The organism is Sphaerospermopsis aphanizomenoides BCCUSP55, from assembly GCF_001586785.1.
GTDB classification, from domain to species: Bacteria; Cyanobacteriota; Cyanobacteriia; order Cyanobacteriales; family Nostocaceae; genus Sphaerospermopsis_A; species Sphaerospermopsis_A aphanizomenoides_A.
In genome coordinates, this window is record NZ_LUFH02000013.1 from 1 (window position 1) to 23,548 (window position 23,548).

Here is a 23,548-nt window from a genome sequence, read left to right on the forward strand (position 1 = left end):
TACAAAAAAGTTTTAATAATAGTTTAATTAATAAATGAAACTAGTTAAAATATCTTCAGATAACGAAGTAACCAAATAAATAGTAAATTAGTTAGCATATAAAGCATAATATATCATGTGTTGAGAAGTAAGTAAAACTGGTTTAATTTCTGCAATTGGCTGACACGTATTAAGTATTAAGATACGCAAAGCGATTAATATAATATATATTAAATACTCAAAATTCTTTTTCTATCTATATGAAAAAAATCCGCTATTAGAGCTATTATACTTTGTAATTCTACTGGTAGTTTTGAAGGTGGTGAAATCACTTGTGAATAAGAAAAACATTCAAATAATTTAGCAATTTCAAACAACGAATTTATACTAGAATCTCTTGAAAAGAAGTCGGCTAGAATTTCAACTGGTCTGCCTTTAATTTGTTTATTTACTTCCATTTGTAAGGTTCTGGGTATGCTAGGGTTTGCTATAACAGATGATGCCAACTTTATAGCAGCGTTAGTTATGCTGTCTGTACGCTCTTTACCCCTCTCACCATAGTTAAATCCATTTGCCAAAAATTCCATCCGTGTCTTCTGATCAAGACATATATGATTTTTGATCATAAAATCAATACAAATTAGTAAAAATGCAATATTTACATAAAAAAGCCTTAGAGGTGTGAGATTTTGATCCACTCTTAGTAAAGATTGTTCAAGGAAGTAATTAATTTCTCTTAAATATTCGTTGCATCCATCAAAATTTAATTTACTCAAAAGTCTACCTTTAGATGCTTTATATCTTCCCTTCCAATCATCTTTGCCTTTGCCATAACTTTCTTTTTCAATATCTAATAAAAAAATTTCTTCTGTTATTCTATTTAGGCTAATTCCCTTTTGAATTAAATTGTTCAAAAAATTACCTTCTAATACAATTACTTCATTCGCCAAACCGAAATCTCTCGCTTCTTTTCTAGTAGATGTTGTAGCAACCATAGCTCTTTCTAGTTTTAAAGTAGCTTGTAAACCCTTCGCCCAAATTATTCTTTCAAATGCTTGAGGGTTACTTCTATTTTTAATGTCAACATTAGTTCTCTCTCTGGTAAAAGGTGAAGCTTTTTCATAAAGCCATAAATCAACATCAGTAATATCAATTTGATTATATGCAAAAGGAAGTGAACGAACTACAAAATAACCATGTTCTATAAAATAGCTTCTAAGAACTTCCTCTGCTATCTCACCTTTGCCAAGTTCTGTTTTCATAGCACAACTATAAACCTGTTCTCAATATATCTAATAATTCACCCACATTATTTTGAATTTGTGGTGTGTTTGACTTGCGCTCATAAGCTCTATTTCTCTCTGGACCAATGTAACCAGTTATAGATGCACTTGGTAAAGATAAAAGAGCTTCGGTACTAATATCACCACTGGTAATTACCTTGAGTGCCAACTCTCCAACATCTTTCTTCAATAGTTTCATCGAAAATCGACCTGGGTATTGCTGTGATTTTTTAACCTGAATAACACCACGAAGCTCTAATATTTGATAGTCCTGTCCTATAGCTGTCGCAGGACCAACCCATTCACCATTTATGAGCTTACGCATAAGCTGCTGAATTCTTGTAATCTTGCCTCTATTACTTTCACTTTGAATCATACCAAATGTTAAAGAAGTCACGAAAGCTTTTGCTAGATCAAAGGCATCCTCGACAGCAGCATTACCAAACTTTGAGAAAGCTGATGGTTTTGTAACGAATTTAAAATTACCCTGTTCGTTATTAACTGCATTAACATCATAAAATCCAATAAAATTTAAACTTTTAAATAGCTTTTCTCCAAGAATTTGATGAGCTAACGACACAGGTACGCACCCTGAAGTTTTCAAATTTTCATCTAGCTCTTTTATTTTTCTGACTTGAGCTTCAGAAAGAGATGAACAAATTGCATTAATTTTTTGCACTTCATCTCGTCGAAATAGATTTCCATTAAATATCATTTTCCTTGAAGAATCTACATTTTCTACATCCACAAAACCAATTTGTTCTGAAGAGTTCAAGATGTGATCTACTTCCGAGCTAGAAATTTTATAAATGTCACTTATATATTCTTTTGCACTTTCAGAATCGATAGGTAATTCAGAAGTTTTTTCTGACAATTCTATAACTGCAATTTCATAGTTTTTCGGCTCGTTTTCATAAAAAATTGATGCTGTATATTCTAATGTTGTGTTTGTGGTTAATCCTAAAATATTAAATCCTAATGGATGACTGCTGATTAGCTTTTGTCTTTCAAGCTCAGTTAATATACTGGGTAACTCGGACTTTCGATTAATCTTAATTGCACTAGCTAAAGTTTTTAATTTCTCTTCAGATATAAAGTGTTCTTCCGAAGCAGCTAAACTAGAAAGTAATAATCCACACTTTCCAGCAAAATTAATGGCTTCAAAATCATTAGCTGCATGGACAAAATCATTTATTTTATCTGTATGATGAATAATCCATGCACCTTCAGTTGTTTTGTCTATAGACATATTAATGCCCGATGATTAGCCTCAATATCAAATTTATTATATTACATTGTCGCAATAATTTGTGTGCTTTTTTAGCATAAAATATATATGAGCAAGTAAATAGAATGTAAAAATTATCACACGCTTTATTTTCAAACAAGAAGCCGTAGTACCAAACCGTATCAAGTCAAAAATTATAGTTTTGTAAACAATCCACCCCATAAATACTAGTTGTGATATAATCCTAAATCTTGGAGTTGGGAAACTCCGGTGCAATTCCGGGACTGTGCCGCAGCTGTAATGCAATTTTAGACTCTTGAGACCGAGGAAAACTCTAAAATCACGACATCTAAAATTGAACGAGTCAGAATGCCAAAGCCAGGAAGAACCTTAAGTTCTGTCTCTGCGTTGCACAGGGAAGGAGTCACAATTTTGTTGTCTGCATTTACTGCCTGTCCAGGTTTATTTTACTCCACACCAGCCCAAGATGGGATCCTATCTCGCATCAGAATTCCCGGTGGCATTCTTACTAGTGAGCAGTGCTGCACTATTGCCAATATAGCTGATGATTATGGTGGTGGCTATGTTGATGTGACAAACCGCGCTAATTTGCAAATACGAGAAATCAAAACCGGAATCAGTATTGATGCTCTCCAAGGTTTACAGCAATTGGGTTTAGGTTCTACTAATCCCACTGTAGACCAGATCCGCAACATTATGACTAGCCCCACTGCGGGTATTGATCCCCAGGAATTAATAGATACTCTTCCTTTAGTGAAAGCTTGGGATGACTACATTACAGCACATTCCCATTTATCAGGACTATCTGCTAAATTTAGCGTTTGTTTTGATGGTGGTGGCAAAGTTGCTGTAAAAAATTGTGTTAACGATATTACTTTAGCGGCAGAATTGCTAAATGGAAATGAAAAAACTCCTCATATTTATTTTCGGTTGTATCTCAGTTGTGGTGAAAAGGGAAAACCACCCCAAGACACAGGAATTTTGTTAAAACTACAAGAATGTATCCCGGTTTTAGCTGCTTTAGCTGATGTTTATTTACAACACACAGATGTAAAATTACGCCGTAAACCTCGGTTACGAGAAGTTATCAATGCTTTAGGTGTAGAAAATTATCTTCAACAAGTTCAACAGCAATTAAAAGTCAATAATTCTGAATTTACTGATGATCAATTATTGACCTCACGCTCCTTACTTTCTGTACAAAAGTATCAAAAGGAAAAGTTTTACCATCTTGGGATTTATCCTCAACGCCAGCCCGGTTTATTCTATATAGGGATAGTTTTACCTCTAGGACGTTTAAAAAGTTGGCAAATTAGGGGTTTAGCTAGTTTAGCTACAAAATATGGTAATGGTAGTTTAAGGCTAACACCTTGGCAGAATTTGCTGATTACTCACATTCCCCAAACAAAACTTGCTGAAGTCAATACAGAGATTCACAACTTAGAGTTAAATATCTCACAAAATGATGTCAAAAGTGCTTTAGTAGCTTGTTCTGGTAAGCGGGGTTGTGCTGCATCCGCAACGGAAACTAAAGATCATGCTTTGGCGTTAGCAAATTATCTGGAAAATCATCTTACCCTAGATTATCCAGTCAATATCCATTTTAGCGGTTGTGCTAAATCTTGCGCTCAACACAACCAAGCTGATATTACCTTGCTTGGTGTTAGTCGTGAGCTAGAAAATAAATCTGTAGAAGGCTATCAAGTATATGTCACTGATGGTACTTTACAAAAATTTGGTTATCAACTATATGAATATGTGACCTTGACTGAATTACCAAACTTGATTTCGCAAATGTTGCAAGTCTATCAAAATCAACGATTAAGTTTTGATGAATCATTTAGGGAATTTGTCTACCGTTATGGTACATCTCAATTGCTACAATTATCTCCTTAAATGACCGTTCACCAAATACCCATTACCAATGACTTATGTTTAACTATATACGCGATGCTAATGAAATCTACCGGAACTCTTTTTCTATCATTCGGGAAGAAGCAAATCTAGATTCTCTCCCAAAAGATGTAGCAAAAGTTGCTGTCCGCCTGATTCATGCCTGTGGAATGACGGATATTGTTGCTGACTTGGGATATTCAGAAACGGCTGTGCAAGCAGGTAGAAAAGCCTTAGCAGCAGGCGCACCAATTTTGTGTGATTGCCACATGGTAGCTGAAGGTGTAACTCGCAAAAGATTACCTGCCAATAACCGAGTTATCTGCACTATCAATGACCCAGAAGTTCCAACCATAGCCAAACGGTTGACAAACACCAGGTCAGCATCTGCTTTAGAATTATGGCGTTTTCATCTAGATGGGGCAGTTGTCGCTATTGGTAATGCACCTACAGCCCTATTCCGGTTATTGGAAATCCTGGATGAGGGAGTGCCACGTCCGGCATTAATATTAGGTTTTCCGGTGGGTTTTGTGGGTGCAGCAGAATCCAAAATAGCCTTAACACAACATAACTATAATGTACCATTTTTAACTTTACACGGACGACGTGGTGGAAGTGCGATCGCAGCTGCTGCCATTAATGCCCTAGCAACAGAGGAAGAAATATGAACTCAAAAGGTCGTCTGTATGGTGTTGGTGTCGGTCCGGGAGATCCAGAACTGTTGACATTAAAAGCTCTGCGCTTATTACAATCTGTCCCCGTTATTGCCTATCAATCAGCAATAGACAAGGACAGCATCGCCAGAAAAATAGTGTCTCAATATTTACCTGGAAATCAAATTGAAGTCTTGTTTCATCTTCCCCGTGCCTTAGAACCAGAAAAAGCCACATCCATCTACGACCGAGAAGTTCAACCCATAGCTGACCATCTGGCAGCAGGTCAGGACGTGGTGGTACTGTGTGAAGGCGATCCGTTTTTTTACGGTTCTTTTATGTATCTTTTTACTCGTTTATCTGAGCAGTACCAAACGGAAGTTGTACCAGGAGTTTCTTCACTCATGGCCTGTCCAGTGTCATTGGGTGTACCCTTTACCTACTACAACGATATTCTCACAGTTCTACCAGGTACGCTGCCCACAGAAACGCTGATTTCCCATCTTCTAGCTACAGATGCAGCAGCAATTATGAAATTGGGTCGCCATTTTACCAAAGTCCGAGATATCCTCCATCAATTAGGACTAGCATCACGGGCAAAATATATTGAACGGGCAACAATGGCACAGCAAAGAATTGTACCTTTAGATGAAGTGAACCCAGAGGAAGTTCCTTATTTTTCTATGATTGTTATACCGACAAAGCAGAAATTGTAAATTGTCGGGGGGTGTAGGGAAGATGGGAAATTTTTTCTCAAGCCTTTTACCTATTCCCTATTCCCTGTCACCTGTCACCTCTTCATCCTCTTTTATCATTTTGAATTTTCTAGGTAATTTATGAAAACAGGGGTTGCACCTGCTGTAGTAATACTCGGTCAAAATAGTTTAACTGTAGGGCGGAAAATCACCAGCATTTTTCCAGGGGCGAAATTGTACGGTTTAGCCAGTCGCACTGTTGATGTTGATGTTAGTTTTACCAATTTTGGCGATACCCTACGGGAATTATTCGCTGCGGGAACACCTTTAATTGGTATGTGTGCAGCCGGAATTCTGATTAGAACTCTCGCACCCCTAATTACAGATAAAGGTCAAGAACCGCCAGTATTAGCTGTAGCTGAAGATGGAAGTGCGGTAGTACCTCTATTGGGTGGACTGAGTGGAGTTAATGATTTAGCCCGTCAAATTGCACAAGTATTAAACGTCAAACCTGCAATTACAACCACCGGAGATTTACGTTTTCATACAGCTTTATTATCTCCTCCTCCTGGTTATCGTTTAGCTAACCCAGAGGATGGGAAAAAATTTATTGCTGATTTATTGGCAGGGGCAAAAGTTAAATTAGAAGGAACAGCGCCTTGGTTGATTGAAAGTAAATTACCAATTGACCCGAATGGAGAGTTAACAATTCAGGTTACTGAAAGTTTGGGTAATCCTCAACTCAATTGTTTAGTTTATCAACTGGAAAAATCGGAAAGTATTGATAAACCACGAGGAAAATTAGCCATTATTGGGACTGGACCTGGTGCATTAAAGTGGATGTCACCTGAAGTCAAAGAAATTCTCGATGCAGCTACTGATTTAGTCGGTTATCAAACTTATATCAATTTAATTGGTTCTTTAGCCGATGGCAAAATTCTCCATGAGTCTGATAATCGAGAAGAAGAAGCAAGAGCAAAATTTGCCCTAGACTTAGCAGCCCAAGGAAAGTATGTTGTTGTGGTTTCTTCTGGAGACCCTGGTATCTATGCAATGGCTACCGCTGTGTTTGAGGTTTTAGACCGCTACAACAAACCAGAATGGCAAAATATTGATATTCAAGTTGCCCCTGGAATCTCGGCTATGCAAGCCACAGCAGCAGCTATTGGCGCACCTTTAGGCCATGACTTTTGTGCTATTTCTTTATCTGACATTTTAAAACCTTGGGAAATTATTACTCAACGTATCGCCGCCGCAGCACAGGGCGATTTTGTGATTGCTTTTTATAATCCTGTTTCCAAAGAACGGACTTGGCAATTAGCAGAAGCTAAAAATATTTTACTTCGATATAGAAAACCAGATACTCCAGTAGTATTAGGGCGAAATATGGGCAGACCCGGACAAGCGGTGAAAGTGATTACTCTTGAACAATTAGAACCACAAGATGCTGATATGCGAACTTTAATTATTGTTGGTTCTTCTCAAACTCGCCAGATGCAAACCACGGATAATAATCTTTGGGTATATACGCCGCGTCGTTACCAAATGTGAGTAAGCATTTAGTCATCAGCAGTCAGCTATCACGGTTTTTAAACCTTACACCCAAGTAAGAATTCAGAAGTCAGGAGTCAGGAGTCAGAATATTTGTTTGTAGCAGTCAGCTAAAGAAGTACGTTTTCTCATCAATTATCAAGAATCTCTCGAAAACTCTCATTTATTCTCTATCCTGTATTCTATATCCTGAATCCTTACACACCCAAATTAATTAATTTGATATTTAAACTCTGTCACCTGTCACGTCCTATATAAATAAAGCCCCAAGAATAAAAATTTATTCCTAGGGCTTTCATACCTGACCACCTTTACCTTTGTAATTTCAAAATACCAGAATTTTTGATGCCGCAAGGACATAAAGACAGGATTTATGTCTAAAAATAAATGCCTGGATTTTTATATTTTGTGTTATGGCAAGGCAGGAGGGAAGAAGCTTTTAGCAATTTTATATTTTGTTACATACCGTGGTTTTTTCGTGCTGACTTACTTATCATGTTTAGTTGAATACTTATTATATTTATGGGATTAGATACCAGTTAAGAGTGGATAGGGGATAGGAAGAGAGAAAAAATTATATAAAAACTTAAAGAAAAAGATATAAATAAAGCATTTATGTCTATGTAATTGATATAAAAAGCTTGATATTTTTATTTTTATAATCAACAATAAAAGCATCATGTTCCAGACATGATTGTAGCCAATAAAAGTGACAGAAGCCCTGATATATGTCCGCTCTTGCGGACATTTTATTTATCTTTTTAACTTACGCACAAGTGACAGAAAGACAAATATTATCTGGGAAAGCTGTTGATTGATCAAAAATATTTTTGTGTTAAAAAATAAACTTGATAAATATCCCTAATATCAAGTATGGTTTATTAGTAATAATAAATATTTTTCTCTTACCTATTACCTATCTACTATTCTCTGACCCAAGCAATAGGCTAAGAGGATGTTTTCCCAGTAGCACAATTAACAAACAGTCATGATATATAATTTCTATTGATGGCTAAAATAAAAAGACATAAATGATGGAATAATGTCCAAAAATTGTAATTAGTTGCCAGGGATATATCAATGTTAAATCATGAGTAAAAAGGCTATAAATACTGAAGAACCGACATTGTTAGCGTCAGCCTAGCGGAAATGGGCAGCAACATAATCACGGGTACGATAATTAAAAGTATGGGGTACGAGTTTCTTGGTGGTCGCAAATTCTAGCAGTTGGCCAATGCGATTTTCGTTATAGTGGAACAAAGCTGTAAAATCTGATAAGCGAGAAACTTGCTGGATGTTGTGAGAAACAAAAACAATTGTTAATTCAGAACGTAAACATTCAATCAGTTCTTCAATTTTCATGGTAGCAATGGCATCCAGTCCCGAACAAAGTTCATCGATGAGTAGAACTTGCGGTTTGACTGCTAAAGCACGGGCAATACACAATCTCTGTTGTTGTCCGAAAGATAGTTCTAACGCGGATTTATATAGTTGGTTTTTTACTTCTTCCCAAAGATTAGCAGCTTTAAGTGCTAGTTCAACAATCTCATCTAATTCTACTTTTGGATGCCATCCGATTAGTTTGACTCCATAGGCAACATTATCATAAATGCTAATGGGAAAAAGATTTGGTCTGGCATAGATAATACTAATTTGACGACGTAGCCGATTTAAGTTAACACGACGACCATAAATATTTTGACCAAAAAATTCTACTTTGCCTTCAACTCTTACCTCTCTTTCTAATTCATTCATGCGGTTGAGAGATTTCAGAAAAGTGGACTTACCACAACCACTTGGCCCCATAATAGCTATGATTTTATTTTGGGGAATATCCATTGATACATCTTCAATGATTTTTTTATTATCATAATAAAAGCTAAAATTTTTAACTCTGATGGCAGGAATTATTTTACCCATATTGACAAAACTTAGAAAACAACTCTAGGAATCTGGTTTGATTACAGAAACTACTTGTAGAAGTAGGGAACTTTTAACAGGGAACAGGAAACAAGGAATAAAGGTGTGCCTAGCTTAGAAAAATCAAAGATGAGTCCTATAGATAAACAGCAAATATCTAGTCATCAGATGTTTACATGGGTTATAAGTGTAATTTGACCTGCAAGGAAATTATCATCACTAATTTTCATTATCTTACTGTGTCTGGTTACATGAAAAATGCACATTTAAGACTGAGGAAAATAAAGAGTTTATAAAGACAACTCCAAATTAGTAACTAAATGTCATGGACAAGGCGGAAATTGATAAATTAGCTATGGGTCAAACAAGTTGTAATGCTAAATTATCTAGGAATTTTCAAGAGGACAGGTAAGTTGTTCATGCTAAAACGCTTAAATTTGATAGTCACTACTATTATTTTCTGGCATCTGTGCGGTTTTGTGACACTGGCAGAAAGTCAAAAGCCAGAACAAATGGATAAGTTTCCTCCTAGTCCGTTGGAGATAACTACACCTGATCCGCTGGTGAGAGATTCAGTCAAAAAACAACCGTTAACAGCACAAGAATTACAAAAGTTGGAAAATGCGCTAGATGAGTTAAATCAAGAAGCTACAATGACTCTACAAGCAGGTGATAAACCAGCAGCGTTTGAGATTTGGAACCGAGAACTGCGACTGCGGCGTTTTTTAGGTTCATTGTCACAGGTGCAAGCATTATCACGGGTGGGTGGAATCGCCTGGAATGAAAATGAGCGTCAACAAGTAACTTATATTACTCAGCGGTTGCAGGTAATCGAAAAACAGATGCAGACTGAGAAAAGCAATGATTTAGAATTATGGCGATCGCTTGGTGAAGCTTACGAAAATGTTCGTGTTCCTAAATTGGCTGTGGGAGCTTATCAGCAAATTTTAATCTTAGTTAGACAACAAAATAATACCACTGCTGAACTAGAAACTCTCAAAAAAATTGGAGAATTACATTTAAGTTGGTTTGATTATATCCAAGCAGCTACAACTTACCAAGAGTTGTTAAATTTGGCTATAAAACAGGATGATAGGCTCAATGAAATCGGGTATTTACAACAATTAGCTTATATTTATGAGCAAGGTAAACAGCGTCAACAAGCGATTACTGTATTAAGGAAGTTAGGGGAAATATATACTAGTGATAATAATCTTACACCGATTCCTGGTTTAAAAATTGCGATCGCAGAAAACTATCAATTTTTAGCGAAGGAAAATCCCAACTTAAGACAGGAAGCATTTAACAACTATCAAGAAGCTTACGTTACTGCTTGGCAATCACAACAATATGTTACTGCTAGTGAAGCTTTGCAAAAACTCATCCAGCTTTACCGTTCCCAAAATCAAATTGATGAAGCTTTGCAAGCTGGTCTAATTCTATTAGAAACGGAAACACTAGCCACAAATTTTTATGGTTTGATGCAAGCTTATGATCAAATGGGGCAATTGTATTTAGAACAGAAAGAAGATGCAAAAGCACTCACAGCGTTTCAAAAAGGATTAGAAATAGCGCAACAACTTAAATATCAAGAAACATACTTTACTCAGAAAATTGAAACCTTATCAAAATGACAACCATAGAAAAACCATAGAAAATTTATCAACTTATAGCATTTCCTAGTCTGGTGAAGTAGAAAATCATCTGCGTTTGTCTGCGGTCATTTGCGTTTAATTATGACAACTTGTACCTCATGTTAATGGTAATTGCTATATCAAGCCAAGAATTTACTCTTTTTCAATGATGGGACAAATTGTTTCTGACTTGGTTTCATGTACAGTTTCCCAACCTTCAAGTAGCCCTTCTAAATCTTGCTTTAACATAAGTAATTGATGAATTTGTTCATCAATGGCTGTTAACTTATCTTGTAATTTGATTTTAATATGGTGACAAGGTAATTCTCCTTGATCATGAACATTCAAAAATTCTTTGATTTCTGATAAAGTTAAACCTAAATGTTGAGCGCGTTTAATAAATTTCAATCTTGTAAAAACATCAGGTTCAAATATTCTATATCCCCCTTCTGTTCTGCCTGATGATTTGAGTAAACCTAGTTCTTCATAGTAGCGAATAGTTTTAATAGGTACACCACTTTCTTTAGCAACTGCACCTATGAGTTTTGAGTTGTCTTGAGCTAACATAATTTTACTTACCACTACATTTCACTTTCTACTCTAGGATAAACTCTCCAGCGAACTAGAGAGTCAAGTAGCAAAAGTTAAATTTTGTGAATTTGATGAAATTTATTGATGAGTTTCTGATTGTTTGTAAGCATTCAGCCGTCAGCCGTCAGCTATGTACCTGAAAGATTGAAATACAAAGAATGAAAATAAACAGATGTAAATGACATTCCTAAAATTAAAAAGTCTGAATCCTTGCTATTGGCTGATTACTGATTACTGATATAGGAATCCGGTTTGGTTTCTGAATTTACTTGTGTAGGCAGGCAAAAGGCAAGAGGCAAAAGGCAAGAGGGTTTTATAGAATTTAGGTGTACTGAGTTTTGTATGGCTACGCCACGCAAGCTATCAAAAATCAAATAGTAGTCCTATAGCTGAATACTTACGATTGTTTAGATTTGGGTTTACTGATTAAAAACCACCATAATTCTAAACCAATTAATGCTAAACCTCCTGCTGTTACTGCTGTTTTGGTTGATAAAGTTTGTTCGATGGTTGGTAATTTTGCTGTTTGTTGTTTCTGGGTTGATGTTTCGTGATTTGGGTTTGCTATTGCTGTAGCAGTTGCTAAACTCAACATAATTCCGTAGGTAGTAAGACTGCTGAAAATTATCTTTTTGTTCAACATTTTTGACCTCCTTTAAATAATTGCTTTGGCTTGAAATTTACGTAATCTTAAGGCATTGGTAACGACAGAAACGGAACTAAAAGCCATTGCTGCACCAGCGATAATTGGGTTGAGTAACCAACCAAAGAAAGGAAAGAGAATACCAGCAGCAATGGGAATACCTGCCACGTTATAAATAAAGGCGAAAAATAGGTTTTGTTGAATGTTTCTAATGGTAGCGCGACTGAGTTGGATGGCGGTAATAATACCTTGTAAATCACCGGAAATAAGTGTAATATCACTAGCAGCTATGGCTATATCTGTTCCTGTACCAATTGCTATTCCCACATCTGCTTGCGCTAAAGCTGGTGCATCATTAATTCCATCTCCCACCATTGCCACAATTTTTCTTTCTTTTTGCAATCTTTGAATTGTGCTGGCTTTTTGGTCAGGACGGACTTCAGCAAATACTCGATCAATTCCTACTTCCCGTGCAATTGTATTAGCTGTACGTTGATTATCACCTGTTAACATTACTACTTCTAAACCCATTTTTTGTAATGCTTTAACAGTTTGACTAGAAGTAGGTTTAATAGCATCGGCAATTCCCATTAATCCTTGAATTGTACCATCAACAGCTATCAAAATTGCTGTTTTACCAAAATATTCTAAACGTTGTTTTTGCTCTTGCATTTCGGAAATATCAATGTTTAATTCTTCCATCCATTTTTCTGTACCAATCTGTACAATATGATTATCTACTAAACCCTGTACTCCGCTACCTGAAATTGCTGCAAAATCTATGACATTCGTCAAATCAACTTCTTGATTTTGGGCATATTTAACTACGGCTTCAGCTAAGGGGTGTTCTGAATTACGTTCTAATGATGCTGCCAACTTGAGTAATTTTATTTCATTACCTGCGGCTGTTCCATGAACAGTGATAAAATCTGTAACTGTGGGTTTACCTTGGGTAATAGTGCCTGTTTTATCTAATACAATGGTTTGGATTTTATAGGCTAATTCTAGACTTTCTGCACCTTTAATTAAAATGCCGTTTTCTGCACCTTTACCCGTTCCTACCATCACAGATGTCGGTGTAGCTAAACCCAAAGCACAAGGACAAGCGATAATTAAAACACCAACTGTAGCAATAAGTGATAAAGAAAGGTTGCCGGTAAAATCAAACCAAATTATAAAAGTTAGCAGTGAAATTGCTATTACCGCAGGTACAAACCAACCTGTTACCTGGTCTGCTAATCTTTGAATGGGGGCTTTAGAACCTTGTGCTTGTTGTACTAGTTGGACAATTTGTGCTAATACTGTATCTGTGCCTACTCTTGTGGCTTTAAATTTAAAACTGCCAGTTTGATTAATTGTTGCACCAATAACTTCATTTCCTGGTTGTTTTTTCACAGGTACACTTTCACCTGTAATCATTGCTTCATCAATTGTTGATGTACCTTCAATGATTTCTCCATCAACGGGTATTTTTTCACCAGGACGCACTAAGATGATATCACCTATTTGCACATCTTCTAATGGTACATCAATTTCTTGACCATTGCGAATTAAGCGGGCTGTTTTTGCTTGTAAACCTATTAATTTACGAATAGCATCGGATGTTTTTCCTTTGGCGCGATTTTCAAATATTCTCCCTAATAATATTAAGGTAATGACTATGGCGGCAGTTTCATAATAGACATCTGCCATCATGCCTTGACTGATGAAAAAGCCAGGAAATAAAGTTGCAAACAGGGAATAAAAATAGGCTGCACTTGTACCTAAAGCAATGAGAGTATCCATTGTCGCCGAGTGGCGTTTAAAGGCTTTACTAGCATTGATATAAAAGGAATAACCACACCAAAACTGTACGGGAGTAGTTAAGATTAATTGTGTCCAAGGATTATGTAACCATGCGGGAATAAATGGTAAATTTAATCCTGTCATCATCGGTAAAGAACCTATTAATAGTAAACTACTAATGATTCCTCCGACTGTGACTTTTTGTATTAACTGGCGTAATTGGCGCTGACGATATATTTTTTCGCTGTCATCTTCTCCGGCAAGAAGTTGTTGTTTTTGCAGTGGATAAGCAGAATAACCTGCGGCTTCTACGGCGTTTTGAATTGTTGGTATATCTGTGATTTTGGGGTTATATTTAATTGTGGCTTGTTCTGCACTAAAGTTAACGATACATTCACTGACTCCAGGGACAGAATTAATAGCATTTTCCACGCTGTTAGCACAAGCAGCACAACTCATACCGCGTAGTTTGAGGGTGGTGTTTTCCATAACTGGATTTAGGGATGATTAACAACTGTTATCATCTTCAATCCTCCAGTTCACTGGAGAGTCAAGGGGTGGGAGGAAAAATTTTTGTATCCTAGATCGCTTTAGTTAAGGTAAGATATTCCAGGCAAGTGCAACTTCTTTTAATTCTTTAAGAATATTCTTAGTTTTATTTAGAATATCTACTGCTAGCTCTGGGTCTTCACCACAACCAGCGTGCAACACATCATTACGTAGCTTAGTGAGATTATACTTGCCTTTCCAAAGTTGTCTTAACTTTTCTTTTTTACTTTGTGGCACTTTTGACCATTGTGATAAGTGACGTAAATCTCTGACTAAATTTAATTGTGCTGTTGGGTTGGTAGGTGCTTTTAGCAACTTTTCCATGTCTTCTCGATGTCCTTGTTTCCGAGGATCAAGATTGAAGTAGTAACATAATAATGAGGGTAGCCATTCTCTGGCTAAAGATAAAGCTTGAACAACTTGACCCTTATTTACATACCATTCAACCATTCTTAACTGCTTAACCAAAGATGCTTTAGCATTAGTTTGATATTCTTCTGGGTTAGACAAACCAAAACTTCCATAATCATTTTCTACACGGTTTAGGAGAGTTGTGAATGGTGGTAAACTTTGAGAGACAATTGATGATACAGCTTTAATATTTTTAGGTAATAATGCAGCTTCTTCCATGACATCTATTGGACGTAGAAGTTGTAACCCCTTTGCTATTTCGTCAATATTATTTGCTAATTTCTTAGTTGTATGATCACCATTATCTAATAATCCCGCTAGTGCTTGAGCGTTGCCTGTTTTAAGAAATTGGTCTGTTGCTGTTGTCCATTCTAGTAAGCTGACTATTGGTAATAGGTCAAAAATAGGAGTTTTATTGGTTTCTCTGTTTTTAGCATCTAGCGCACCATAAATTAATCCATCTATTTTTACCTGTCTTACTATCCGTAAGTAACTGACAGCAATCAAAGCTACAATTGGTAAAAATCTAAATCCATAAGTTATATCAAATAAAACGCTATCTTCTTCTTGAAGGCATTCAGTTAATAAAGAAAAAATTTTCCATAAATCTTCAGGGCTGCTACTTTCTGGTACATTCTTAATAGGTTGTAAGTCAACCTTACCAGCTAATCGTTTTTGTAAAGACGACCAATTAGATTCAGTTCTATCTTCAGGAATCCCCGTTTCAGCTTTATTTGTTAAAAGCACATATAGAACTTGCGGTTTGTAGAATTTTACCATTGCTTCTTGAAAAAATTCTGTTTCATATTCATCATTACCATCAGGACTAATATAGATAGTTCTATCGTAACCTTTTTTGGGATTAAATCCTAAAAATGAAATTGCTTTCATACTTACCTCTATTGTGAAAAGATATTACTTATAACTTGAATTAAGCCTAGTCCATCCCATTCCCAACCGTGTCTTAATTCCCGTACCAGCAAACCGCGCATATTGAACTAATAAATTAGCCACATTTGCCAACAAAGGATCAGCACGTTGGAAAACTTGTAAACTCACATCACCAACGAATCCATTAACAAATCCGTTATTTAATTGCCAACTTTTAGTTCTAATTTTGTGATGTTTAAGTAATACTGCATTGCTCAGATAAGCAATTAATTCATCACCTCCTAAATAAACAGGTGCAAAACTATTCCACCGTTCTAACCAACTATGAAACATTAATGTAGGAACGGGTAAAGATAATTTTGCTTTACCTTGAGCAAAGGCTGTAGGTGTGATAAATTGTAAATTATAATTTCTAATTGGTTCAGGTTCATTTCCTACTAATGTTGTATATAGTTCCTCGTAGCTGGTAATTTCGTCTTCTCGGTTGATAATGTTAAATTTTGCTCCTAAAAATTCTAATGAATCTCCAAGATGAAGGTGAGAGATAGCTTTAGCAGATGTTTCATTTAATCCAGATAGAGATAATTGATAAAATTCTTCTGGATGGAATGTAATAAAATCTCTGGATGTTAAATAATTACCTGTTATTCCTGAATAGGAAACTGAGGGTATTATTTCACTTCCCATTTCTAAGTTTAGTTTTTGATGCAGTTGTCTTATCAGTTCTAACCCATAGGGACGGGGTAAAATTGTTGCTGTGGGTACGGTTAAGGTAAATGTAGTGTGAATTAGCATACATTTGGTAATAATTCTAAATTAACCCATCCAGGGACAAATTCAATTTCTCCATTATTATTCATTACACTGCGTCTAGATTTGGGAGCTTCAAATAATGGAGCGCGATTTTTGGGACTGGCACATTCATCTCTAATACCTCTTCTAGTTTCATCATTTAAATGTAAACCAATCGTAGTTCCTAGCATTCCACTAGCCCATCCTAATCGTAAGTTAAAAGGACACTCAGAATTTTGATAGAATTCATTAATCAGGTCAAAATTGAGGTTGATATTTCTCCCTTTAACATCCTCTAAGTTATTTTTTATTCTTTGCCAATAATTTCGCTCATGATTCCATTGTTCTTGAGCAAATATTTTGCAGATATTTAAAACTCCTTCAATATTATGAAATGCTCCTTCAATATTATGAAATGGTATTTTGATTCCATCATTGCGACTAAACCACGAGAGCATACCTGTAGTTTCTATATCTTCCTCTGAATTATTGTCTAGAGTTAGAGTAAATTCAGTTTCCACATTATGAACCATCTCTGTGTAAATAGAACCACGATATTTAGCTGGATTTTTTTCCTGAATAGACGTGGATTCTCTATAATAGCTAGAAATTATAACTTCATCGACACAAGATAAATTCATAGATCCATTTTTCAACAAAGGTTGAGAATCTGTAACTTTCAAACATCTCATAAAGTCTCTGTTTGATTCGCTCTCAGGATTAAATTCTCTATTTTGATAGGTTAGTAAGAAGTTAGAAAATAAATCCTTCATAAATAATTCATTTCCTAAAGTTTTTTTACTGTTACCAACCCTTTGAGGTATTTTCAACCTTTCTTGGAGCTTCTGCTCAATATCACTGAGTTGTGTAGGTTTATTTTTCAGCATATAGTATGCTATTGCAGTCCTAATTGCCCCTTTAATTGATGAACCTGGAATATACAATTTCCCAAAAGCATCCCGAATCATAGGACGTATTTCATGATTAATTCTATGTGGAAATGATTTAGGGATAATTCCATAATCAGGAAAGATAGGTTTGTCATCTTCAGATTTTGCAGTAGACCATTGCTTACCTAGTGCAAGCTCAATGATTTCTGTAACTCTTCGATCATCTTTGTTTTTAATCGCTTGAATATATTGATCTAAAGCTTTTCCCGAATTCAAATCCTTGACTCTTTCCCAAGGTTTGGGTGTCTGCAAATAACCCCGTTTGTATAAAGCTTTGGCTAATGCTTCCTGATTGGGAATATAAATATTTTCAGGAGTTTGTATATATTCAAAAGGACTTAACTTTTGTATTTCTCCTCCGATGTGTAATATGGGGCTTTTTAGTTTAATTCTTCGAGATTGGATGAATTGTGGTTTATACAAAACCATGTCATAGTTAGTCATGATAACCTCATATATTCGAGGGTAATTTAATAGGAAGACTCAAACTAATACCACTGCGATAAATAGGATGCCAATTTCTGTATTTGTTAAAATTCTCTGGGGTGACATCAGCTAGTTGTCCCACAGGTTGAGTCTGGAAAACTGAACCTTCAGCAAACATTTGCACTGATTTACGGCGTAACTGATAACCTGAACTTGAATAAATCCAACCTCCTCGTTTTTGAAGTTCATAGCTAGAACCTTCAATCAAACTTTCCGAAATATTTGATTCCCAAAATAAACTGATAAGGGAGTAATGAGTTAAGCTTGGAGAATTTAAAACTTTTTGCCAAGTTTCAGATAATTGAGAAAATTCAAACCACTGGAATGTAAACTGCCCAGAACCGCTAGAACGTTCACCTCCTAACCCTTGTTCTCCTAACAAAGTCAGTGCAGCTTTTACCTGAGTTTCTAGTTTATTGTTGACTTCTGGAAACTGAATAATGAAATATAAACCAGACTGTTGTTTAAAGTGTATCAACCCAGTATGATAGAGGTTTGTAGCTTTAGTAATTCTGTCTACAGCAATTTTCGGTAGAAGAGTCTTTTCAAAGCCTTTCCCATAACTAAAGGTGCAGGCTTTGCGTAAACTACCATTGGATTTATTTGTTGTTTCTTGAATTAATTGGTGACAATCACAATCAACACCCAAAGCTCTAAAACCATCTTCTTGATACCAACGATGCCAAACTTCTACAGGTAAGAAGTTCAACTTTTTGTAAGTTTTGAAAAATGCCAAATCATCATCTTGAGGATAATTACATGGGAATTTCAAAGGTTTGGGAAGATAATCAACAATTTTATCTGCGACTTGTTGATATAAAAAGGTAGAACTGAGACGAAATGGAGGCTTATTTGGTTGCTCTAAGAATTGCTGTAATAAATTGCTTACTGCATCAGGAAATAATTGAGCATAGGCTGTAATTAAGGCACTAAATAGAGTGTCAGAACGTACTCTTTCACTAGTTTCTTCAATCCCAATTCCCAATTCTCCAAAGTGAGCAGCATTAGAGCCAAAATTCAGCCTTACGAGTTTCCAGCTATTCATTATGAAGCTCCTGGTAAACTCTTTTGCATTTCATCGCTTAAATTACCAAATTTCTTGAGAATATTTAAAGTATCTTCAGCGGTAATGATTGGCTCTTTAAATTCGACACCATCCTCCACTACCTTTCGATATTGTTTCACGTCCCGCCAAAAGCACTTATAATTTTTAAACTTAACTTTGCCATAACCACGTGAACCATGTCCACCTAAAGCATCATCTTCTAATAATGATAGTGCGATCGCAATATTCCGCAAATCCTCCGCAGCTTCAATGAATGCTTCTTGTTCTGTTTGGCTACCCTCTGCTTCCACTGTATAAACTAGTTCAAACTCAAATTCTGCACCTGCTGGTACTCGTTCGATTTGACGGGGATTCGCTGCTGCTGTCACCCGATCCAAACCGTTTTCCCATTTCCATTCGGTCATGTATAAACCTGTGTCAACTCGTTCTAGTTTTTTAGCTGAGTCTTCACATAAACGACAATCTCGCACAATAATTTTAGCTGGAGAGTTACGACCCCTTAGAATCTTGCTATATTCCACTCCAGAAAAGTCTTTTGTAACATATTCGTCATTTTGCTTAACTCTGTCTAAATTTTCAGCTACTGCGTCTGTTGTTTTTACCCAAAAATTAGAACCGCCAGTTGAACCAAATAATCTACTGATAGGACAAGTCCGCGCTCCTGTATATTTAATTGTGTGTCCATCAAGTTCGGTATATCCATCAACTAAATCATCACTTTCATAACGAAAAGTATCCCGACTTCCAGCACGATTTAAAGGCCTGTTGTGAAATCGTTCTAGAAGAGAGCGAAGTTTTCCTTTGAGAGAAGAACCAGGTAAGTAAGGATATTGGGTAATTGGATCACGCGCTACAGGTTTATCTAACCCCCCAATATCCATTTTTCCTTCACCACCTCCAATATGTAACCCAGTCTCTACAACGAGAATTCCTTCTATACGAAATTTACCAAGTAATTGTTTTTGTTTTAGCATTTAATTATTCCTATTTGAATTATTTGTTTCAGCAGCTTTGTGATAAGCAATGATAGATTCGATTAAATTTACTAGCCGATAAAAATCAGGTATATCTTTGACTCTATCTATCGCCTCTGAAAGCACATCATTCAATGGCTTAACTGGATTTATTTTTTCCTTATCTTTGCGGGCAGTAGCATATACCAATTTAGGTTTAAGCAGAACTACCTCTGTTTCAATAGTCGAAAATTTTTCATCTTTGTCTTGAGCAAGTTTTACTTTGAGGCGATTAACAGCATCCAAAAATTTGCGAATTTGGTTTGTTGTTAATCCTATTTCTTGCAGATATTCTCCCAATTCTTTAGCTTGTTCAACCAAACAACGAATTTCATAATTTCGCAATTCTCCATCCTTTAAAGCTTTGATAGTTTGAATCATCTTTTGGTCAGCGGTGAGTTGCATTTGTGCCTCTGACCGTTTTTGTGATGTTTCAACTGCTTTAGCTGGTAGAGACTTAGGCTCTGGTTTAGAGTTGAATTTTTTTGGTGGTTGTATCATTTGTTTGATTACGATTTAATAGTTCAATCCACGTAGCAATAGCCAAAAAATAACGTGCGTTATAAGGACTCATTAACGATTTCCGAACCGGAGTAAAGCTATCATTATTGAGTATTTCACTAGGTAATCTTGCTAACGTATAGGCTATTTTAGGTAAGTGTAAATAGTAACGGATATCATCAATTTCACTTTCATATTGCTCCTTTTTACGTTTACTCTCAATTTCTTGAATTTTCTGCTCTTGCATTTGAGCAGTATCTAGAAGATTACGAACAAAGCTGCGAGCATAATTGATTTCAATATTCTGTTCTTGTATTTTCTTTACAAATGGGAGGATACCAAATAAATCAAGCCTTGTATTTAACCCTAAATATTGTTTAATTTTATAATCGAATAATTTAATATCTGAAACATTAACATTTTCTGATCCTAACCACTCACTCCACTTGAAGGCTTTTCCAAATAGCCCTAAACTATTTCTACCATTTGCTTTAGCAGCATCTTCAGCGTCACCTGATGATTTCGCAGCTTGATAAAGCGGGAATTTAATATCATCAATACTAATTCCGCCTGATATCGTAATATCTGGATTATTCCCTGTATAGGCTCGAAAACACTGGTAAATATCACAAGCAAATTCTACGATTTCATTCCATGCTCCACTTATGAATAAATCATCACCTCCTGCGTAAATGAATAGTAAATGATCTCGCTTTTCTCTAGTTAAATATTTAGCATTTTTTAGAACCGTGATATTTTGTTGTTCTTGAGGCTGGATAAAATTAGCATAACGGGTTTCTGCTAAACTATTGAGGTAAACTTTAAAAAAATAACTCATTTGGCGGGAAAGTCCAGCAATTCTAGGCAAAGTCCGATTGTTTTTATTCAACCCTTCTGCAAAAATTCTTCCTAGTTTGTCTACATCCATTCGCAAATAACCAACTCTGGGAATTGCACCCACTATCTCTGCTGATTTCGCCATTTCTTCAGCACGGATAAATCTTTTTTCTTCTTCATTCTTCTTGCCATAATTTCCTAACAATAAAAGACTAGTATTTTTTGATTTATAATTTTCCAAAATCCAATCATTAATTAGGATAATTTTTTCGTCATTTTTAGCTAAACTCAGTGCTTCCTCTCGTGTTTTACAAAGATAGTAGTAGTACCCTGGAATATAAATTCTTTCTATATGTTTATCTACACTACCTTTGACATTTGACCTTTTAGACCGTAGTAATGCTTTAACATTAAATAAGCGTTCTCCTAGTTCAAACATATTGCGGCACATCCAACAAGCGCGAGAAGAATCATTATTTCCTTGAATTAATGGTTTTAAACTGGGTAAGTCATCTCTGTGACAAACTTTACATGGTTGATAACTCGGATTTGGTTGGATAATAAGATTTATTTCTTGATTAAACTTACGAGCCTTTTGCTCTGCTAAGTCTTTAGTGAGTTTTGTCCAATATTCAGCAAAATTTTTCTCTTTGATAGCTTGAGTAGGTACAGATAAGCTATCAATAGCTAAAAAAAGTTTACCTTTAAAGCTTTTCAACAGCCATTTATTAAATTTTTTGCAAATTTTATTTACTGATTTCTTAACTTGCTGTAAGTCAGTAGAAGCAATTACATAAAAATTTCCTCCACCCGCATAAATTATATTAGTATTTGGTAAGTTTAACTCTTCTAGTAATTGTTGTACTACTTCTTCTGTCACCAATTCTAAATAAAAACTCCTAGCCCTTAAAGATTTAAGCGCACCATCAGCAGAAATAGTATAAATAAATTTTTGAATCCCTGATAAATCACCAGCAATTAAGCTAATTTCCTCAGCAGGATTGTCAATTAAAGCTGCTGCTACTGCAGCTGTAGTTCTTGCCATGTCTACCAAAGCTACATCAGATTCTCCAAAGCTGAGACATGAACCAAATTTTTCTAATATGAGCATTAATAAAGAAAGATTTTGCCAATTATCTTTGAGATACTTGTCAAGTTCCTGATTAATTTCAGCTTTGAAACCTTCCTGTGCTTCTTGATCAGGTTTGTAATTCAATGGATAAGGTATTGTCGGATAGTCTTCGTCTTTATTTTTAATAGCTGCTAGTGCATGGTAATGAGTTTCTGATGGTTCTTGAATTGGGGTATCAGATAAATTTACACGGTCAAACAACAAGCGTAATACTCCAACTTCTGTATTTTCATTCCAACCTAATATTTTCTTTGCTCTTGTAACTTCTATATACTCTTTATTATCTGGAGAAGGATAATCACATTCAGCCCATTTTGCTAAAGCTGCGATCGCTTGTTGAATAACCTGTAATGCTATTTGAGAACTTGTCACCATAAATACTTTTGCTCACAACAACTTTAAAACCCACGCCAAAGCTTGCACCATCGGACGCTAGGATACATCTCCATTTCGCTGTAAACAGTGAACTCTCCCTATAAGCTTATGCCCTTTTTGCTCAATATAATCACTGCCAATATTACAATCGCTGTAAATAATTGCTACAACTTGTAAACTTCCTGCATCTAATGATAACTATCTGATTGTTCTCCCCCTCCGTCCCCTGTCTCCCCCACTCCTACGGCTTATTCAACGATTGCTTATGGTTTTATTTGCCAGCCTCTCAGCCATTCTCCCAACGCTGTACTCGGTAGTTAATCAATCAAATCTCCTAGCTTATAAGCAGGATTGTGAGTAATACAAATTACATACTTAGCCAATTTCGGGTCAAAAAAACCAATAGCACCATAGATATGTGCAAGTTTATGCGCCAGCACAAAAGCCACAGGAATAGACACAGGGCCATTAATCTTCAACAATTGACCTCCTGCTAATTCTCCCGACTGTGCCATCTGTTCCAAGCGTGCGGCTGCATCTTTAACAATTTGGTCATTTTGGGCAGGTTCGCCAAAATTAATTCGTAAAATTCCTTCTTGCAACTCAATTTTGTAAGTAGTCATGATTTGTATCTCTAACCAATGACTACATCATACATGACAGTGGAAG

The 23,548-nt window shown here is 35.9% G+C and carries 19 protein-coding genes and 1 riboswitch; of the genes, 5 read left to right on the forward strand and 14 right to left on the reverse strand.

Annotation, left to right across the window (positions count from 1 at the left end):
- Positions 1-209: 209 nt before the first annotated feature.
- Entirely contained in the window at positions 210-1,241 is a 1,032-nt protein-coding gene (locus A0J48_RS04970; RefSeq protein WP_200320902.1) for a hypothetical protein, read from the reverse strand.
- Between the two features lie 7 nt (positions 1,242-1,248).
- Entirely contained in the window at positions 1,249-2,511 is a 1,263-nt protein-coding gene (locus A0J48_RS04975) for a hypothetical protein (protein ID WP_200320904.1), read from the reverse strand.
- A 196-nt stretch (positions 2,512-2,707) separates the two neighbouring features.
- Positions 2,708-2,881, forward strand: a riboswitch (cobalamin riboswitch).
- Between A0J48_RS04975 and cobG the strand changes: the two genes are divergently transcribed.
- From cobG to cobJ, 4 genes are all read left to right on the forward strand, one after another.
- A complete protein-coding gene (cobG, locus tag A0J48_RS04980; RefSeq protein WP_200320916.1) occupies positions 2,860-4,407 on the forward strand; it encodes a precorrin-3B synthase in 1,548 nt (515 codons plus the stop codon). It overlaps the preceding riboswitch by 22 nt.
- A 35-nt stretch (positions 4,408-4,442) precedes the next feature.
- Positions 4,443-5,072, forward strand: coding sequence for a precorrin-8X methylmutase (locus A0J48_RS04985; RefSeq protein WP_200320918.1), 630 nt, complete (start codon positions 4,443-4,445; stop codon positions 5,070-5,072).
- Positions 5,069-5,773: a precorrin-2 C(20)-methyltransferase gene (locus tag A0J48_RS04990; protein WP_200320920.1), complete on the forward strand. Its 705-nt coding sequence runs from the start codon at positions 5,069-5,071 to the stop codon at positions 5,771-5,773. Before A0J48_RS04985 ends, A0J48_RS04990 begins: the two co-directional genes overlap by 4 nt.
- Before the next feature lie 120 nt (positions 5,774-5,893).
- Complete coding sequence (gene cobJ, locus A0J48_RS04995; RefSeq protein WP_200320922.1) at positions 5,894-7,303, forward strand: precorrin-3B C(17)-methyltransferase; 1,410 nt, start codon at positions 5,894-5,896, stop codon at positions 7,301-7,303.
- 1,140 nt (positions 7,304-8,443) lie between these two features.
- On the opposite strand, the gene A0J48_RS05000 is transcribed toward cobJ, so the two are convergent.
- Entirely contained in the window at positions 8,444-9,223 is a 780-nt protein-coding gene (locus tag A0J48_RS05000) for a phosphate ABC transporter ATP-binding protein (protein WP_200320924.1), read from the reverse strand.
- A 419-nt stretch (positions 9,224-9,642) separates the two neighbouring features.
- On the opposite strand from A0J48_RS05000, the gene A0J48_RS05005 reads away from it, so the two are divergent.
- Complete coding sequence (locus A0J48_RS05005) at positions 9,643-10,857, forward strand: tetratricopeptide repeat protein (RefSeq protein WP_200320926.1); 1,215 nt, start codon at positions 9,643-9,645, stop codon at positions 10,855-10,857.
- A 153-nt stretch (positions 10,858-11,010) separates the two neighbouring features.
- Here the strand turns inward: A0J48_RS05005 and A0J48_RS05010 are convergent, their stop codons facing one another.
- The 11 genes from A0J48_RS05010 to A0J48_RS05060 all read right to left on the reverse strand — a co-directional run bounded on the left by A0J48_RS05010 (position 11,011) and on the right by A0J48_RS05060 (position 23,502).
- Positions 11,011-11,424 (reverse strand): heavy metal-responsive transcriptional regulator, encoded by a 414-nt coding sequence (locus A0J48_RS05010; RefSeq protein ID WP_200320928.1) that lies wholly within the window; start codon positions 11,422-11,424, stop codon positions 11,011-11,013.
- A 421-nt stretch (positions 11,425-11,845) separates the two neighbouring features.
- Positions 11,846-12,091, reverse strand: a complete 246-nt coding sequence (locus A0J48_RS05015; protein WP_234300725.1) for a hypothetical protein — start codon at positions 12,089-12,091, stop codon at positions 11,846-11,848.
- A gap of 12 nt (positions 12,092-12,103) precedes the next feature.
- Positions 12,104-14,365 carry a heavy metal translocating P-type ATPase gene (locus A0J48_RS05020; RefSeq protein ID WP_200320930.1) on the reverse strand — a complete coding sequence of 754 codons (2,262 nt, stop codon included), beginning with the start codon at positions 14,363-14,365 and terminating at the stop codon, positions 12,104-12,106.
- A 105-nt stretch (positions 14,366-14,470) separates the two neighbouring features.
- Positions 14,471-15,727: a TIGR02221 family CRISPR-associated protein gene (csx2, locus tag A0J48_RS05025; RefSeq protein WP_200320932.1), complete on the reverse strand. Its 1,257-nt coding sequence runs from the start codon at positions 15,725-15,727 to the stop codon at positions 14,471-14,473.
- Positions 15,728-15,751: 24 nt separating this feature from the next.
- Positions 15,752-16,522, reverse strand: a complete 771-nt coding sequence (gene cas6 / locus A0J48_RS05030) for a CRISPR system precrRNA processing endoribonuclease RAMP protein Cas6 (protein ID WP_200320934.1) — start codon at positions 16,520-16,522, stop codon at positions 15,752-15,754.
- A complete protein-coding gene (gene csm5, locus A0J48_RS05035; RefSeq protein ID WP_234300726.1) occupies positions 16,516-17,913 on the reverse strand; it encodes a type III-A CRISPR-associated RAMP protein Csm5 in 1,398 nt (465 codons plus the stop codon). The genes cas6 and csm5 overlap by 7 nt, the downstream gene beginning before the upstream one ends.
- A 7-nt stretch (positions 17,914-17,920) precedes the next feature.
- The gene (gene csm4, locus A0J48_RS05040) at positions 17,921-19,000 is read right to left on the reverse strand and encodes a type III-A CRISPR-associated RAMP protein Csm4 (RefSeq protein WP_200320936.1); all 1,080 of its coding nucleotides are present in this window, start codon (positions 18,998-19,000) and stop codon (positions 17,921-17,923) included.
- Positions 19,000-19,995: a type III-A CRISPR-associated RAMP protein Csm3 gene (gene csm3, locus A0J48_RS05045; protein WP_200320938.1), complete on the reverse strand. Its 996-nt coding sequence runs from the start codon at positions 19,993-19,995 to the stop codon at positions 19,000-19,002. Before csm3 ends, csm4 begins: the two co-directional genes overlap by 1 nt.
- Positions 19,996-20,535: a type III-A CRISPR-associated protein Csm2 gene (gene csm2 / locus A0J48_RS05050; protein WP_234300727.1), complete on the reverse strand. Its 540-nt coding sequence runs from the start codon at positions 20,533-20,535 to the stop codon at positions 19,996-19,998. It abuts the gene before it with no gap.
- Positions 20,504-22,879 carry a type III-A CRISPR-associated protein Cas10/Csm1 gene (gene cas10 / locus A0J48_RS05055; protein ID WP_200320940.1) on the reverse strand — a complete coding sequence of 792 codons (2,376 nt, stop codon included), beginning with the start codon at positions 22,877-22,879 and terminating at the stop codon, positions 20,504-20,506. The genes csm2 and cas10 overlap by 32 nt, the downstream gene beginning before the upstream one ends.
- Positions 22,880-23,196: 317 nt before the next feature.
- Positions 23,197-23,502 carry a CRISPR-associated protein Csx3 gene (locus A0J48_RS05060; RefSeq protein ID WP_200320942.1) on the reverse strand — a complete coding sequence of 102 codons (306 nt, stop codon included), beginning with the start codon at positions 23,500-23,502 and terminating at the stop codon, positions 23,197-23,199.
- Between the last annotated feature and the right edge of the window lie 46 nt (positions 23,503-23,548).

What these genes read in the sequence shown, in the direction of transcription:
- A0J48_RS04970 (WP_200320902.1), bottom strand. Translation starts at nt 1,241, where the DNA reads ATGAAAACAGAACTTGGCAAAGGTGAGATAGCAGAGGAAGTTCTTAGA.
- A0J48_RS04975 (WP_200320904.1), bottom strand. Translation starts at nt 2,511, where the DNA reads ATGTCTATAGACAAAACAACTGAAGGTGCATGGATTATTCATCATACA.
- cobG (WP_200320916.1), top strand. Translation starts at nt 2,860, where the DNA reads ATGCCAAAGCCAGGAAGAACCTTAAGTTCTGTCTCTGCGTTGCACAGG.
- A0J48_RS04985 (WP_200320918.1), top strand. Translation starts at nt 4,443, where the DNA reads ATGTTTAACTATATACGCGATGCTAATGAAATCTACCGGAACTCTTTT.
- A0J48_RS04990 (WP_200320920.1), top strand. Translation starts at nt 5,069, where the DNA reads ATGAACTCAAAAGGTCGTCTGTATGGTGTTGGTGTCGGTCCGGGAGAT.
- cobJ (WP_200320922.1), top strand. Translation starts at nt 5,894, where the DNA reads ATGAAAACAGGGGTTGCACCTGCTGTAGTAATACTCGGTCAAAATAGT.
- A0J48_RS05000 (WP_200320924.1), bottom strand. Translation starts at nt 9,223, where the DNA reads ATGGGTAAAATAATTCCTGCCATCAGAGTTAAAAATTTTAGCTTTTAT.
- A0J48_RS05005 (WP_200320926.1), top strand. Translation starts at nt 9,643, where the DNA reads ATGCTAAAACGCTTAAATTTGATAGTCACTACTATTATTTTCTGGCAT.
- A0J48_RS05010 (WP_200320928.1), bottom strand. Translation starts at nt 11,424, where the DNA reads ATGTTAGCTCAAGACAACTCAAAACTCATAGGTGCAGTTGCTAAAGAA.
- A0J48_RS05015 (WP_234300725.1), bottom strand. Translation starts at nt 12,091, where the DNA reads ATGTTGAACAAAAAGATAATTTTCAGCAGTCTTACTACCTACGGAATT.
- A0J48_RS05020 (WP_200320930.1), bottom strand. Translation starts at nt 14,365, where the DNA reads ATGGAAAACACCACCCTCAAACTACGCGGTATGAGTTGTGCTGCTTGT.
- csx2 (WP_200320932.1), bottom strand. Translation starts at nt 15,727, where the DNA reads ATGAAAGCAATTTCATTTTTAGGATTTAATCCCAAAAAAGGTTACGAT.
- cas6 (WP_200320934.1), bottom strand. Translation starts at nt 16,522, where the DNA reads ATGCTAATTCACACTACATTTACCTTAACCGTACCCACAGCAACAATT.
- csm5 (WP_234300726.1), bottom strand. Translation starts at nt 17,913, where the DNA reads ATGACTAACTATGACATGGTTTTGTATAAACCACAATTCATCCAATCT.
- csm4 (WP_200320936.1), bottom strand. Translation starts at nt 19,000, where the DNA reads ATGAATAGCTGGAAACTCGTAAGGCTGAATTTTGGCTCTAATGCTGCT.
- csm3 (WP_200320938.1), bottom strand. Translation starts at nt 19,995, where the DNA reads ATGCTAAAACAAAAACAATTACTTGGTAAATTTCGTATAGAAGGAATT.
- csm2 (WP_234300727.1), bottom strand. Translation starts at nt 20,535, where the DNA reads ATGATACAACCACCAAAAAAATTCAACTCTAAACCAGAGCCTAAGTCT.
- cas10 (WP_200320940.1), bottom strand. Translation starts at nt 22,879, where the DNA reads ATGGTGACAAGTTCTCAAATAGCATTACAGGTTATTCAACAAGCGATC.
- A0J48_RS05060 (WP_200320942.1), bottom strand. Translation starts at nt 23,502, where the DNA reads ATGACTACTTACAAAATTGAGTTGCAAGAAGGAATTTTACGAATTAAT.